The organism is Hoeflea prorocentri, assembly GCF_027944115.1.
Classification (GTDB): Bacteria; Pseudomonadota; Alphaproteobacteria; order Rhizobiales; family Rhizobiaceae; genus Hoeflea_A; species Hoeflea_A prorocentri.
The window spans coordinates 597,886-610,080 of the sequence record NZ_JAPJZI010000001.1; the positions used below are offsets into that span (position 1 = coordinate 597,886).

The window sequence follows — 12,195 nt, forward strand, 5'->3', positions numbered from 1 at the left end:
CTCAACACCGGACGAGGCCGCGCGGTTATGACCGCGCGGCACTTTGACCAGCAGAGGCCACGCCGTTGGCCATGGCTGATTGCGGCAGGACAAATGTTGTGTCCCGAGGTGCCTGATCGACCTGCAGGTCGCAGTCGAAGACGGACCGGAGCAGATCTGTCTTGATGACCTTGCTCGGCGCTCCGAATTCGACGCATCGGCCCCCTTTCATGGCCAAAACCTTGTCGGAATACATAGATGTCAGGTTCAGGTCATGCAGGACCGCAAGAACCCCTCCGCCTTTGCGGACATAGTCCCGTGCGATATCCATGATGATGAGCTGATGGCGGATGTCGAGGCTTGAAATAGGCTCATCGAGAAAGAGAAACCGCGACCTGTTGTCGAAAACCGGTTCCCAGACCTGGCACAACACGCGGGCCAGTTGCACTCTTTGTTGTTCTCCGCCCGAGAGTTCCTGGTAGAAACGCCCGACGAAGCCTTCAAGGTCGACGCGCTCCAGTGCCTGTTCAACCAGACGTTCCGCGACTTGAACGGGGACGCCTGAACGACCGGTCGTCAGGCCGAACCGTACGACCTCGCGAACCGTAAACGGAAAGGACAGGTGCGAAATCTGTGGCAGAACCGCCCGCCACAGAGCCATTTCCCAAGGTTGATGCTTCGCAATCTCGCGTCCATAAAACCGAACGGAGCCAGAATAGGCGAGATCACCCGATACGGCGCGCAAAAGCGTTGTCTTGCCGCTTCCGTTCGGCCCGATGATCGTCGTGATCTCACCTGCCGATGCCCGGAAACTCGCGTTTTCGACGATTGGCTTGCGGCCGATATGAACTGTTGTTTTGTTGACTTCGATCATCGTTAATCTCGAAAGCTCACAGATCCAGAACGCCGCGTCGGTTCAGCAGTATCCAGAGGAAAAACGGCGAGCCGACCAGGGCGGTTATGATGCCGATCGGAAGTTCGGCCGGTGCAACGATTGTCCGGGCTGCGGCGTCTGCTGCCAGGAGCATGCTTGCTCCAAGGAGCGCCGAAGCCGGCAAAAGGAACCGATGGTCGGGTCCGATCAGCAGACGAAGCAGATGGGGAACGACAATGCCGACAAAACCGATAATTCCGCTGACGGCGACAGCTGCCCCGGTTGCCGCGGCAACAAAGATGATTGCCATCACTTTGAATCTCTGGACCGACAATCCCATATGCCGCGCCGCCGCCTCGCCAAGGGTCATGGCATTGAGGCCGCTTGCCAGAAGCGGGCTGACAACCAAAATCACCAGGATGATTGGACCGGCTGCGAACACTTTCGTCCAGTTTGCTCCGGCGAGCGAGCCAAGGCTCCAGAAGGTCAGGTCGCGCAATTGCTGATCATCGGCAAGGAAAATCAAAATTCCGGTCGCCGCACCGGCCAGCGCCGCCAGGGCAATTCCGGCAAGCAGCATCGTTGCCACCGAGGTCATGCCATGCCGTGTCGACACCCGATAGAGCAAGAGCGTCGTCAGCAAACCACCGACAAAAGCCGCAAGCGGCAGCGCATATATGCCGGCGAGAGTTGCAAGCGGCGCGAGGATTGTCGGTCCGAGGACGATCATCGACACCGCACCCAGGGCTGCTCCTGAGGAGACGCCAACAATGCCGGGGTCGGCAAGCGGGTTGCGGAACAGGCCCTGCATGACTGCGCCGCACACAGCCAGGCCCGCACCGACCAGAATGCCCATGGCTGCGCGGGGCAGGCGGATATCGTTGATGATGATGTGATCGCGCTGGCTCAGTTCCGGTTCGATGCCGAGAAATGGAGCGATCCAGGATTTTACCACTGCAAGCGCGGACGCGTCTGAAGCACCGGTGGCGAGGCTGAACAAAAAGGTTGCGCAGAGCAGGCCTAGCAGCACCACGATCGACGCACGGGCGCGCTGCGAGCGGTCTCCTTCTGCAATTTGCCTTGTAGGTCGTGATCGGCCGGAAGCCGGCGCTCGTTGCAACATTGTTAATTGTCGTTGCCATTGAGCGAGGCCGAGAGCTCGCGAACAGCCTCAGCGGTGCGCGGGCCAAAACCCAGAAGGTACTGGCCGCCCATTTCCACGATAGCCGCGTTTTTTCCTGCCGGCGTCGCATTCAGCGCCGGGTGTCCAAGTACGGATTCGCGGTTCATCTGGTGATTGCCGGTCCGGCTCATGACGAGAATGATGTCGGGCGCAGCAGTGATGATGGCTTCATCATTGACCTGCTTGTAGCCGCTGAAGTCGGAAAGCGCGTTTTCGCCGCCGGCCATTTCGATGATCGCGGCGGCGCTGGTATTGGCACCTGCCGCCAGAACCCGGCCGCCCTGGAGGCTGAGAACAAACAGCACCCGCCGCTGTTGCGAGACCTGTGCCGCCTGTCGCTGGGCCCGGCTGACATCGGCCTCCACCTGTTTGGCCAGGGCCTCGGCCTTGTTCGCGACGCCGAGGGCGTTTCCGACGGCAATGATCTTTGCGACGATGCCATCGCGATCGAACCTTTCGGGAATTGTTACGATCGGTACACTTGCGCCCTTGAGCGCTTCAAGTGCCTCGGGAGGCCCGGACCCTTCGAGTGCGAGGATCATGTCCGGACCAACGGAAAGAACCCCTTCCGGCGAGAGGGCGCGGATATAACCGACATCGGGCAGTTTCGTTGCGTCCTCGGGATAGTTGCTGGTGGTGTCACGTGCGACCAGCCTGTCCTGTTCGCCGAGAGCGAAGACGATTTCGGTTATTGAGCCGCCGATTGAGACAATGCTGCCCGCATCCTTGTTTGCGTGGGCCGCTGACACCGCCAGGAGCAAGAACAGAATGACGACATCGCTCAAGGACTTTATCTTTTGCAAAAACATGATTGCCTCTCGGAAAATCACAAGTGGCCGGTTAGGCGACTGCGTTTGAAATTGCGGACGGATCGACAGCACGTTTGGGCAGGTTCTCCATCACCAGCCTCCAGTCGTTGCGCTCATCTGCGCCTTCCCGGCGTACGCCGAAGAACTGAATGATCAGGTCACCGTTGCCGTTATAGGCTTCCAGGGAGGTCACGTGCCCGTCCTTGTTGGGTTTACGAACTGCCCAGAGCTCGTCGATATGATCGGCCCGAAGATGAAGGTGAAAACCCGGATCCAGGATGTTGAGCCACGGTCCCATCTGCTTGATCTGATGGATGGGACCGCTGTGGATCTGGACAACACCGGGGCTGGCGACAAAGCACATGATCGGGATGTCTTCGGTCACGCATATGTTCAGTGCGGCGAGCAGAGCGCTTTTGTGGAGTTGCCAGGCGAATTCATCGTCGATTGCACTGACCGCCTGATGCCGTGTCAGGTTCAGCCGGCGCAGGATGCCGGCAAATTGATGAACGTCTTTCATTGCCGCCCAACGGTTTCGCATATCTGCCAAATCGGCGTCGTGGACAACTCTTGGCCGGCTGCCTGTTTGCGGACGAGGCTTGATCCGCAGAACCTCATTCTGATCGTCACCTTTGAGCTGCGCGACCAGACGGTTGAAGGCCTTCAGGTCGGAGTTCGGTCTCAGATGGATTTTGTGAACCGCATCGCCATAGGCGTCGAAGAACTGGAGGCTGCGGGTGGTGTTTTCCGCGGCGTGTTTTTCGACCGCAAATCCATGCACCCATGCCGCACCCTTGATGCGCAGGTCGATGTCCTCGCCCAATACGATTGCACCTCGATCGCTGGTGCGCACCCCATCATAGACGCCGATTTTCTCGTGCACGGCGCTCTCATTTCGGGTCAGCGCCATGACTTCGCCAAGGGATTCAAGTCCGTTCAGAATATTGTTGATGCGCATTTCAAGACGGGTGCTGCGCTGCCCGCACCACGAGGCAATGATGTCGGCCTCAGACACGCCAAGTTTTAATGCGAGATCCCGCTCACGCATTTTGGGATTATCCAGACAGGCCTGCCTGATGCTTTCGGGGCCGCTGTCTGCTGTTGTCATTTGTGCCATCGTTATCGTCCAACCGGTATGAGTGAAGTGCGTTATTTGTTGAGGATGAGCTTTCCATGGCGTGTGATCTTCAACCGGTAGATCGCACCATGGTGATCAATGTTGAGTTCTTTGGCGCCAAGGAAAAGGTCCTGGCTTTTCAGCGTCCTGACAGCGGTTTGACTGTTTTCAGCCTCTCCTTGCCGCGTTGTCTTCGGTTCCCAGCTCGGCTGTTGCATTTTCAAATCTCCGTCCCGGTCCTTCGGGTTGCTATGAACGCAGGCAGTACATTGCCGGCACCAAACTTGACAAAAAAAATCATATTAATTAGGCAGTGCAATACCGGAGTGGGATTGTCAAGTTTTGGCAAGGATAATTCCGGACCAAACCAGAGTAATCAGCCAGCAAGCCGGTCGGTCAGCGAGCTCACGAAATCTTTGAGGGTTCGAAATGGGTATTATGGGGCGCAGGGCTACGGTTCTGCTTGGCGGTGTAGCAATTGTTCTGTCAGCGAGTGGTTATTCTGCTTCGGCACAGGATGCCGAAGATGGGCAGGCCGCAGAAACAACAGTCAACAGTGACGAAAAAAAGGGCCGCGTCACGCGGCTCGACAGGCTTGTTGTCGGCGCGGGCGTAGAGAAGGTCGCTATCGACACGCCTCAGGCTGTCACGGTTGTCGATCAGGCCGATATCGACAGTCTCCAGGCAACGGTGATTACGGATGTTGTTGAGAATGTGCCGGGTGTGAATGCGACGGGTGGAAGCGGTGCCTTTGGCCAGAATTTCAACATAAGGGGTGTTGGCGCGTCGGAATCCGGCGGGGAAGAGGGCCGCATTATCTTTAACGTTGATGGTGTCAACAAGTTCTTCGAGCAATACCGTATGGGCGGCTTCTTCACCGACCCGGAACTCTACAAACAGGTTGAGATTCTCCGCGGTCCGGCATCATCCACACTATACGGCTCCGGCGCGCTGGGGGGCGTTATCAATTTCACCACCAAAGATGCGTCTGACTTTCTTGGCGATGAATACAACACTGTCGTCAGGCTGAAAAACGCTTATGAAACCAATGCGGAGGCCTATCTAGGTTCGGCCGTCTTTGCACATCGCTTCAACGATCATGCCGAAGTGCTCTTTGTGGGCGATTATCGAACCAGCAGCAACTACACAAGTGGTGACGGGACGGAAATCACCGGAACCGGAACCAATCAGCCAAACGGTCTTGCCAAGGGGACATTCACCTTCGGCGAAAACATGGAACAGGAACTTCGCATTTCCTATCAGCAATATGAAGCCAACGCGAAGAATGTCCGGTATGACCAGCTCAATGGTGGCGCCACCTTTTTCCCGATCCTGGACCAAAGAACGGTCTCCGACAAGACCGCAATCATTGCCTACAGCAATGACGCTTCCGACAATCCGTGGCTCGATCTGAACATGCAGGTGTCCTATTCGGACACGTTCAACGAACAGGTTTGCACCACCGATCCAGCCTGCGCTTCGTTTGCAGATTCAGATTATGGTTATGAGACCTATCAATTCAACATCGACAACACGTTCGAGCATATCGGCGGAAGTTTTGAGAACTATCTGACAATCGGAAATCAGACGGCCCATCAGAAGCGGACTCGTGACGGTTCGGATTCTGCCTCCCATGCCGAAGGAACAGACTTCCAAACCGGTTTCTTCCTGCAGAACGAGTTGATCTGGAATGACCGGTTGACCGTTATCGCCGGGTCGCGCTTCGACTATCAAAATTTGTCGCCGCAGACCAACACGGTCATTCCTGCCGGCACGCCGGACAAGGACAATTTTGGTTTCTCGCCGAAGATCGCCGTGCTCTACAAAATTACCGATGCGTTTTCGATGTTCGGATCTATTGCGCATACTGAAAGGCTGCCGACGCTAGACGAGGTATACCAGCTCAGCGGCGGAACATTTCAGCTCGATCTGGAGCCTGAAAAGTCCAACAATTTCGAGGCTGGCCTTGCCTATTCCGGCTATGACCTTCTCAGCGAAGGAGATTCGCTACAGTTCAAGACCACCGGCTTCTACAACGACATTACCAACTACATTGAGGACTTTGGCCGCTTCGCGGTGCCACGCTTTGTCAACAGTGGCAATGTGGAGATATACGGCGCGGAGGTGGAAGCAGCCTATGTGTCGGACTACTTCTATTCCAATGCCGGCTACTCCTATGTACGGGGGTTCAACAAGTCGACCGGTGGTTATCTCAACACCGTCGCGCCCCATGAATTCTTCATCACCGTTGGCAAGACAATGCCGGATTACGGACTGGATTTCGGCTGGACGAGCCGTTTTGTAGCCGCCCAGAATGAAACGGTGTCGCGGTCGAGTACACCGGCGTTTGACGTCCACGATTTCTATGTCAACTGGGTTCCTGTGGAAGGTCCTCTCGTGGGTTGGGAAGGTCGCTTCCGCGTCGACAATGTCTTTAACGAGCAATATCAGGAGTTTCTTGAGGGGTTTGCCGCGGAGGGCCGGACCTTCAAGTTCACGCTGGTCAAGGAACTTGGCTGGTCGTGATCGGCGCATCTCCAGCATGCCGAGCAAAGCGGCGGGCTTCGGTTCGCCGTTTTCCGGTGCGGCCATATGCAGCAAGGGCGTATGGCTCTTGACCGCGCCACGCATTTGTGCTGATAAATTGAGTATAAAAGTCAACTTTAAATCAACCTCGTAAGATGCCTGTTGCAGCAGATGGACGAACGGTCATGAAGACGCTCTTTGCCACTACGATCGCGGTTTTTTCCATTCTTTCACAGGTCGCTTCTGCGGATGACAAGGCACCGGTTCTTTCACTTGAGTTGAACAAACTTGCCAAAAGCGAGAGCGGGTGTCTGGCGACCTTCATGGTCAAGAACGGTTTTGAAGCACCCTTGGAGAAGGTTGCGTTCGAGATCGTCCTTTTTAACGGCGATGGGCTGGTCGACCGGATGATGGTTCTGGATTTCAGCCCGCTTTCAACGGGCAAGACAAGGGTGCGGCAGTTCGACCTTGCCGGTGCTGACTGCAATAGCATCTCGCGCGTTCTCATCAACGACGCGGCAGCTTGCAAGGGGGCGTCCGTCGCGGCAACAGCGTGTCTGGAAAGCCTTGAGACGAATGCGCGCCCCGATGTTGAGTTCGGCAGCTAACGGGTGGGACAATGATTTTTTCCGACATGTTCAAAAACGGTGCTTCCCTTATCGATCTCGGCGGACCTGTCGTTGCAATATTGCTTTGCATCTCTGTCGTGGCGCTGGCTCTGATCCTTTTGAAATCTGCGCAGTTCGCCTGGCAGCGTGTGGGACGCCGTAAGCGGCAGGACAAAGCCTATTTCCTCTGGGCGCACGGCAGTCCGGCCGAAGCGCTCTCCTTGCTTGAAGGCGATCGGTCGGCGCTCGCCGACGTCATGAGTGTTGCAATTCGTCTTGGGTCGGACAGTTCGATCCCCAAGGATGTGGTGGAAGAAGAGGCCGGGCGTGTTGCTCTGGGGCGCCTTTACGGGCTGCAAAGGGGCTTTCGCGCTCTCGACGCGATTGTTCAGGTTGCCCCTCTCTTGGGCCTGTTTGGCACCGTTCTTGGTATGATTGAAGCTTTCCAGACACTGCAGGGCGCCGGCAATGCCGTCGACCCTTCGATCCTTGCCGGCGGCATCTGGGTTGCGTTGCTGACCACCGCGGTCGGCCTTGCCGTCGCCATGCCGGTCTCGCTGGTCCTGACCTGGTTCGAAAGCCGGGTGGAAAATGAACGGGTCGCTATCGAAACCATGGCGACGAAGCTGCTTTCACAGCAACAGATCATGTCTCTTGGAGGCGAGCAGGCACAGCGTATCGTCAACCTGGCGGAGCGTGTGGGCCATGCGCATTGACCGTGCCATAAAGCGACGAAAGAAGCTGTCGCTAACGTCTCTGATCGACGTGATTTTCCTGCTTTTGCTGTTCTTCATGCTGTCTTCGACGTTCACACGCTTTGCCGAGGTCGACATTGTTGCCGGTCGCGCCGGAACGCCGGTGGCGACCACGAAAGCCCCTGATATCTTCATCCGCCTCGAGGCCGGCGATGACTGGAAAATCAACGGGGCGGCACTCGACATTGATGCGGCGATGATTGAGTTGCAGCGGCTTGAGGACCTTGGCGCATCGACTGCGGTCGTCGTGGTGCGCCCGCAGGTCTCTTCGCAGGAACTGGTCGACGCGTTGGAGCGCATCTCGAAGTCCGCAAATCTCAAAGTCGCGGTTGCGGGGTGATCTGACGATGCAGTTGCCAGCCCCCAGGCCGAAGCCCCAAAGGGAAAACACGATCGCGTTGATCAATATCGTTTTCCTGATGCTGATCTTCTTCCTGATCGCTGGCACGCTCGCGCCGCCGATGGATGGGGATGTCGAGTTGATCAGAGCGGCGGACGCGCGCGCGGTCGAGCCGCCGCGTGCACTCTTTGTTACCGAAGCTGGCGTCCTCAAATATGAAGGGAACGTCGTGACGCCGGAGGGTTTCGTTGAAAGGAAGAAAGCGGAGTCTTTTCAGGGCGATCAACTCATATCCGAAAGTTCTGAATCGGGACGGGGGCTTAAAGGCCCGGTGATCAAGATTGCCGCTGATGGTAAGTTGCCGGCAACAAAGCTTGTTGAGATTATTGACCGGTTGAAGACCGCAGGCGCCGGCAAGATCGCGGTGATCACCGAAAGGAAATCACGGTGAGTTTGCGCTGGTGGCATTTCGGTCTGGCCCTTGTTGCGTCGCTGGTCATTCACGGCGCTGTCGATATCTGGCTGCACGACGGCGAAGATTCGGTGAAGGCTGCCGGATCGGCCAACGCGCAGATCGCCATCATCGGCAACGCGACGGCAGACATGCTGGTCGAAGGCGGTGAGATGGAAGCGGCGGAGGCTGCACCGCTTGCTGCCGCTTATGCGAATCCGGTTCAACAGACCATGATCAAGCCCGAGGAGGCCGTCGCGCCGCTTGCACATTCACCGCTAAGGTCCCCCGCATCAATGACAGTGGCTTTGCCGGCTTCCCACAGCACCGCGCCGATCATTGCGTCAGCGCCGGTGGATGTCACTCAGGCGGAACGTCTATCGAGCACCAATGCTCAATCTGAGTTGGAGCAGAATGCTGTTGAAGCTTCAAAATCTGCGGTGAAACAAGCGTCTGTCGACGCGGTACAAACGAAGCCCGTTGCCGAGACCGAACGGAACCCTGTCGAGCCTGCCGATCTGCAAGAGCCAACCACACAGCCGGTTGAAGCGGCCACAAGCCTCGCTCCTGCCCCGGCTCAGCCGGTGAAACCGGCACCTGACATCAAGGTTCAGGAAGTCAAACCGGTGGAGACTGCGGCTTTGATCAGGCCGATTGAGCCGGTTGCGACGCCCAAGAAGAAGCCGGCCAGGAAAGAAGTCAAAAAACCGAGCAAGAAAAAAACGGTCAAAAAGGGCAATAAGGGTCAAAACAAGAAGAACGCGAAACAGGGCCTGGCCGATGGTAAAGAGTCGGGCAGACGGGATTCGGCAGGCAACTCAAAAGCAGGAAGCCGCAAGGGTTCTGCGGGCAATGCAGCTGTCTCCAACTATCCCGGAAAAGTGTATCGAAAACTGCGCCGCTCGCTTCGTTACCCGAGCAAGGCACGTTCCAAAAAACTGCGAGGAACAGCACTGGTGCGTTTCGTGGTTGGCCCTGGCGGACAGGTGACTGCTTCCGGTGTTGCACGCAGTTCCGGGTCAAAGCTCCTCGATGCCGCGGCGCTTGCGACGGTGCGGCGTGCTGCACCCTTTCCAAAAATCCCGCCGGCATCAAATAGAAGAAGCTGGAGCTTCACGGTCCCGCTGGAATTCAAACCACGAAGATAAGGAGAATGCATCCATGTTCATCGCCATGAACCGGTTCAAAATAGAAACTGGCTCGGAAGGAGCATTTGAGACCCTCTGGAAGGAGAGGGAATCCCACCTGAAGGATACGGCCGAGTTTGAGGAATTCAAACTTTTGCGTGGACCAGTCGATGAGGAAGGCGGCTACACGCTTTATGCCTCCCACACCACCTGGAGCAGCCGGGCGGCTTTCGAAGCCTGGACTAAATCTGTCAGCTTCCGCAAGGCTCATGAAAATGCCGGCAAAAGCGATATCCAGTATCTCGGGCACCCTCAGCTTGAGACCTTCGAGACGGTGGATGGCACTTTCTTGTCGGCTGATGCGGCATGAAAGCCGGCATGGGCTCGGGCGTAAGGCGCGGCGGGCGCAGGCCGTCACGGTTCGACCACCGGTCCATGCATGTCAACCGGCAGGCCCGATCCTGGCAACTGTCCGAAAGCAGGTTGCTTTACATCAGCGCTGACGGCCTGCCGGACCATGCGCGCGATGTTGCCGACTGGTTCGGCGCCCAGTTCACCGAAGCCGGTCCGGACTGGCGGCCGGATGTCGAGTCGGTCGACTGTGTACTCTGCCCCAAACGGGCCCTGAGTGCGCGCGATCGTGCTGATCTGCGACGCCGCTGCAGCAAGGCTGGTATCCCGCTTGTTTGCCTGAACGGAACCAGCCGTACCTGTTTCAGACATGCACTTTTGTCGCTCGTCAGAACCGAGGCTTCAGGTGCAAAAAGCTAAGCATCAGCAAATGAGTGCCTGATCCTGTTTTGAGCCTCGTGGCTGAGAAAGGGAAATGGCTCGCTCCAGCCCTTGCCTGGCCGCCGAGCTCCTCCAATCCACACGGCGGGATTTAACCAAGAACTTCGAAGTTGCCAAAGGTCAGATCGGCGGATTGTCAGTCCCTGCAATCTGTTGCAGTTTTTTGAACTCATGTTGCTGACGTTCCGTTCATGATATCTGGAGAGGACACCGGCCCGATATCGACGGCGAAACAAGCGCATGGCCATTCGGCTTTGTCCTTTATCGGGTGTCGGATTGACACGCAAAGGGATATCTTTTCATGACCTTCAAGGAACGCATGCTTTCCGGTCAGATTCTGGTCGGGACTTTCCTGAAAACCCCGGCCCATGAAATAATTGAGGTGCTGGCCAAATCCAGGCTGGATTTTCTGTGTCTTGATGCGGAGCATGCGCCCTTTGACCGTGGGCGCATGGATATGTGCCTTGCTATGGCCCGGGCACTCGATATTCCCACTTTGGTGCGCGTGCCGGTTGGAGAATCGGTGGAACTCCTCAAGGCCCTCGACAGCGGTGCCACCGGTGTCGTCGTTCCCCATGTCGACAGCGTTGAGAAGGCCAGGCGCATCGCGCGCGCAGGCCGGTTCGGTCACGGTGGGCGTGGATATGCCGGCTCGACCCGCTGGGCCGGTTTTGCGACGCGGCCCATGGCTGATGTGCTCAAGCAGTCCGAGGAAGAGACCATTGTCATCGCCCAGATCGAAGAGCCGGAGGGTGTTGACGCCGCAAATGAGATCGCTGCGGTTCCGGGTATTGACGGTCTCTTCGTCGGTCCTGCTGATCTGGCGGTCTGCTTTGGCACGACCGATTTGTCCGGTCCTGAGGTTGTTGACGCCATGCGCAGAACCGGGGAGGCGGCAAAAGCCCATGGTAAAGCCCTGATGACCTTCGCAGGCTCCTCGGCGGCCGGTCCGGGTTTGCGCGAGCTGGGTGTCACGATGTTCTTCGTGGCGTCAGAACACGCGTTCATTCTGCATGGTGCGAATGCAGAGGCCGACGCGTTTCATGATCTGGACTGAGCCCGCGCGCGTGACGGGCTGATCTTTGAAGAAAACCCGGCTTCAAAAATTTGAGGCTTGACCGGATAAGGCCGGTCAGGCCTGTTCCAGTGCGTTTGCATTTCGTGCGCGTGCTGTGACCACGAGTTCAACTTTCAGGTCCGGATTACCCATATCGCACGCGCAGCAGCATCGAACGGGCAGGTTGTTCTGATCGACCCATGAATCCCAGACTTCGTTGATCTCGGCAAAAAAACGCATGTCGCGCAGCCATATCTGCACCAGAAGAAGGTCCGACTTATCCGAGCCCAGTTTTGCAAGACGAAATTCAACCTTTTCAAGAGCTTGACGCATCATTTGCGCTGCGTCCAGATTGGGATCGTAGGGCTTTTCCGGCGTAGCGACGAAGTATGCGACCCCATTATGGCTTATGATTTCGCTGGAGCGATCAAGGTCGTTGCTCCTGGATCCCGGATTTCTACCGCTTCTGACGATTGGGTCACTCATGGTGATCGAGCCTCTCAAGTGATTGTTGCACTCGTGTGCATACTCGGTTAATGTGGTGCTCACAAGAGATGTCATGAGGAGGATTCAAGAA

Annotated in this window: 15 protein-coding genes; 9 read left to right on the forward strand and 6 right to left on the reverse strand. The window is 56.9% G+C overall.

The genetic code is table 11. The features are described 5' to 3' along the window. Positions 1–25: 25 nt before the first annotated feature. From OQ273_RS02715 to hemP, 5 genes are read right to left on the reverse strand one after another with little or no spacing between them, the layout of a single operon-like run. Positions 26–853, reverse strand: coding sequence for a heme ABC transporter ATP-binding protein (locus OQ273_RS02715; RefSeq protein ID WP_267988936.1), 828 nt, complete (start codon positions 851–853; stop codon positions 26–28). A 16-nt stretch (positions 854–869) separates the two neighbouring features. Beyond that, positions 870–1,976 carry a FecCD family ABC transporter permease gene (locus OQ273_RS02720; RefSeq protein ID WP_267988937.1) on the reverse strand — a complete coding sequence of 369 codons (1,107 nt, stop codon included), beginning with the start codon at positions 1,974–1,976 and terminating at the stop codon, positions 870–872. Positions 1,977–1,978: 2 nt separating this feature from the next. Then, a complete protein-coding gene (locus OQ273_RS02725; protein WP_267988938.1) occupies positions 1,979–2,845 on the reverse strand; it encodes a heme/hemin ABC transporter substrate-binding protein in 867 nt (288 codons plus the stop codon). Positions 2,846–2,876: 31 nt separating this feature from the next. Beyond that, on the reverse strand, positions 2,877–3,962 hold the full coding sequence (locus tag OQ273_RS02730; RefSeq protein ID WP_267988939.1) for a hemin-degrading factor: 1,086 nt from the start codon (positions 3,960–3,962) through the stop codon (positions 2,877–2,879). 32 nt (positions 3,963–3,994) lie between these two features. After that, positions 3,995–4,180 carry a hemin uptake protein HemP gene (gene hemP, locus OQ273_RS02735; protein ID WP_267988940.1) on the reverse strand — a complete coding sequence of 62 codons (186 nt, stop codon included), beginning with the start codon at positions 4,178–4,180 and terminating at the stop codon, positions 3,995–3,997. Between the two features lie 211 nt (positions 4,181–4,391). Between hemP and OQ273_RS02740 the strand changes: the two genes are divergently transcribed. The 9 genes from OQ273_RS02740 (at position 4,392) to OQ273_RS02780 (ending at position 11,618) form a co-directional block, all read left to right on the forward strand. After that, positions 4,392–6,488, forward strand: coding sequence for a TonB-dependent receptor domain-containing protein (locus OQ273_RS02740; protein ID WP_267988941.1), 2,097 nt, complete (start codon positions 4,392–4,394; stop codon positions 6,486–6,488). Between the two features lie 185 nt (positions 6,489–6,673). Further along, positions 6,674–7,096 (forward strand): hypothetical protein, encoded by a 423-nt coding sequence (locus OQ273_RS02745; RefSeq protein ID WP_267988942.1) that lies wholly within the window; start codon positions 6,674–6,676, stop codon positions 7,094–7,096. 11 nt (positions 7,097–7,107) lie between these two features. Beyond that, the gene (locus tag OQ273_RS02750; RefSeq protein ID WP_267988943.1) at positions 7,108–7,812 is read left to right on the forward strand and encodes a MotA/TolQ/ExbB proton channel family protein; all 705 of its coding nucleotides are present in this window, start codon (positions 7,108–7,110) and stop codon (positions 7,810–7,812) included. Continuing rightward, positions 7,802–8,191 carry a biopolymer transporter ExbD gene (locus OQ273_RS02755; RefSeq protein WP_267988944.1) on the forward strand — a complete coding sequence of 130 codons (390 nt, stop codon included), beginning with the start codon at positions 7,802–7,804 and terminating at the stop codon, positions 8,189–8,191. The genes OQ273_RS02750 and OQ273_RS02755 overlap by 11 nt, the downstream gene beginning before the upstream one ends. A 7-nt stretch (positions 8,192–8,198) precedes the next feature. Beyond that, positions 8,199–8,642 (forward strand): ExbD/TolR family protein, encoded by a 444-nt coding sequence (locus OQ273_RS02760; protein WP_267988945.1) that lies wholly within the window; start codon positions 8,199–8,201, stop codon positions 8,640–8,642. 233 nt (positions 8,643–8,875) lie between these two features. After that, on the forward strand, positions 8,876–9,790 hold the full coding sequence (locus OQ273_RS02765) for an energy transducer TonB family protein (RefSeq protein WP_267988946.1): 915 nt from the start codon (positions 8,876–8,878) through the stop codon (positions 9,788–9,790). A 13-nt stretch (positions 9,791–9,803) separates the two neighbouring features. After that, positions 9,804–10,139, forward strand: a complete 336-nt coding sequence (hmuQ, locus tag OQ273_RS02770; protein ID WP_267988947.1) for a heme-degrading protein HmuQ — start codon at positions 9,804–9,806, stop codon at positions 10,137–10,139. Further along, positions 10,136–10,540, forward strand: coding sequence for a hypothetical protein (locus OQ273_RS02775; RefSeq protein WP_267988948.1), 405 nt, complete (start codon positions 10,136–10,138; stop codon positions 10,538–10,540). Before hmuQ ends, OQ273_RS02775 begins: the two co-directional genes overlap by 4 nt. A gap of 322 nt (positions 10,541–10,862) precedes the next feature. Beyond that, on the forward strand, positions 10,863–11,618 hold the full coding sequence (locus OQ273_RS02780; protein WP_267988949.1) for an HpcH/HpaI aldolase family protein: 756 nt from the start codon (positions 10,863–10,865) through the stop codon (positions 11,616–11,618). Positions 11,619–11,693: 75 nt separating this feature from the next. Here the strand turns inward: OQ273_RS02780 and OQ273_RS02785 are convergent, their stop codons facing one another. After that, positions 11,694–12,104 carry a RidA family protein gene (locus tag OQ273_RS02785; protein ID WP_267988950.1) on the reverse strand — a complete coding sequence of 137 codons (411 nt, stop codon included), beginning with the start codon at positions 12,102–12,104 and terminating at the stop codon, positions 11,694–11,696. Between the last annotated feature and the right edge of the window lie 91 nt (positions 12,105–12,195).

What these genes read in the sequence shown, in the direction of transcription:
- OQ273_RS02775 (WP_267988948.1), top strand. Translation starts at nt 10,136, where the DNA reads ATGAAAGCCGGCATGGGCTCGGGCGTAAGGCGCGGCGGGCGCAGGCCG.
- OQ273_RS02715 (WP_267988936.1), bottom strand. Translation starts at nt 853, where the DNA reads ATGATCGAAGTCAACAAAACAACAGTTCATATCGGCCGCAAGCCAATC.
- hmuQ (WP_267988947.1), top strand. Translation starts at nt 9,804, where the DNA reads ATGTTCATCGCCATGAACCGGTTCAAAATAGAAACTGGCTCGGAAGGA.
- hemP (WP_267988940.1), bottom strand. Translation starts at nt 4,180, where the DNA reads ATGCAACAGCCGAGCTGGGAACCGAAGACAACGCGGCAAGGAGAGGCT.
- OQ273_RS02785 (WP_267988950.1), bottom strand. Translation starts at nt 12,104, where the DNA reads ATGAGTGACCCAATCGTCAGAAGCGGTAGAAATCCGGGATCCAGGAGC.
- OQ273_RS02755 (WP_267988944.1), top strand. Translation starts at nt 7,802, where the DNA reads ATGCGCATTGACCGTGCCATAAAGCGACGAAAGAAGCTGTCGCTAACG.
- OQ273_RS02730 (WP_267988939.1), bottom strand. Translation starts at nt 3,962, where the DNA reads ATGGCACAAATGACAACAGCAGACAGCGGCCCCGAAAGCATCAGGCAG.
- OQ273_RS02765 (WP_267988946.1), top strand. Translation starts at nt 8,876, where the DNA reads ATGATCAAGCCCGAGGAGGCCGTCGCGCCGCTTGCACATTCACCGCTA.
- OQ273_RS02725 (WP_267988938.1), bottom strand. Translation starts at nt 2,845, where the DNA reads ATGTTTTTGCAAAAGATAAAGTCCTTGAGCGATGTCGTCATTCTGTTC.
- OQ273_RS02720 (WP_267988937.1), bottom strand. Translation starts at nt 1,976, where the DNA reads ATGTTGCAACGAGCGCCGGCTTCCGGCCGATCACGACCTACAAGGCAA.
- OQ273_RS02760 (WP_267988945.1), top strand. Translation starts at nt 8,199, where the DNA reads ATGCAGTTGCCAGCCCCCAGGCCGAAGCCCCAAAGGGAAAACACGATC.
- OQ273_RS02740 (WP_267988941.1), top strand. Translation starts at nt 4,392, where the DNA reads ATGGGTATTATGGGGCGCAGGGCTACGGTTCTGCTTGGCGGTGTAGCA.
- OQ273_RS02750 (WP_267988943.1), top strand. Translation starts at nt 7,108, where the DNA reads ATGATTTTTTCCGACATGTTCAAAAACGGTGCTTCCCTTATCGATCTC.
- OQ273_RS02780 (WP_267988949.1), top strand. Translation starts at nt 10,863, where the DNA reads ATGACCTTCAAGGAACGCATGCTTTCCGGTCAGATTCTGGTCGGGACT.
- OQ273_RS02745 (WP_267988942.1), top strand. Translation starts at nt 6,674, where the DNA reads ATGAAGACGCTCTTTGCCACTACGATCGCGGTTTTTTCCATTCTTTCA.